Annotated in this window: 1 protein-coding gene; it reads right to left on the minus strand. The window is 58.9% G+C overall.

Annotation, left to right across the window (positions count from 1 at the left end):
• Positions 1-112 precede the first annotated feature (112 nt).
• On the minus strand, positions 113-713 hold a 601-nt coding region (gene istB, locus ACTQX9_RS09540; RefSeq protein WP_441541387.1), incomplete at its 5' end, for an IS21-like element helper ATPase IstB.

A 713-nucleotide genomic window follows, 5' to 3' on the forward strand; every position in this document is an offset into this window, starting at 1 on the left:
TGTTTGTGTCAAGCTCGGGCTTTCAATTGAGGCAGCGGTTCTTTTCACACGTGGCAAGGAAAGGTTTCAGGTTTGGCAAAGGCGTGCCTCTTTCTCTCTTTGGCTTTGCCTCTTAGCCCCTTCGGGCCATAGGCGAGGCCTCCATCCTCTTCGTCGGCCCCTCGAACACGACCAGGTGGCCGTAGTGGACGATTCGGTCGATCATGGCAGCCGCCATCTGGTCGTCGGTCAGGATCTTTCCCCACCTGCTGAACTCAAGATTCGTGGTCACGATAAGGCTTCTCCTCTCGTAGCACTTGTTCACCACCTGGTACAGGAGCTTGGCGCCATCTTGGTTTATGGGAAGGTACCCAAGCTCGTCCAGTATCACCAGATCGGCCCTCTCGACCTCTTTGAACACCTTCTCCAAGGTTCCCTCGGCTTCGGCCTTGGTCATCCTCACGACGAGGTCGGCGATCGTCGTGAACATCACCGTCATCCCCATGGCGCAGGCTGCGGTTCCGCACGCTATGGCCATGTGGGTCTTGCCGTTCCCCACGCCGCCGTACAGGACGAGGTTCTGCTTGTCTGCAATGAACCTGCAGCTCTCGATGCCCCCGCGTCCGATCTCCTCCGGCACCTTTACCCTCGACCAGTCGTACCCTTCGAAGGTCTTGGGGACCGGGAACTTGGCCCGTTTCAGCAGCCGCCCCCTCCTGCTCTCCTCTCTCCAG

The sequence above is a fragment of the Collinsella sp. LCP19S3_F2 genome (genome assembly GCF_052121015.1).
Taxonomy (GTDB): domain Bacteria; phylum Actinomycetota; class Coriobacteriia; order Coriobacteriales; family Coriobacteriaceae; genus Collinsella.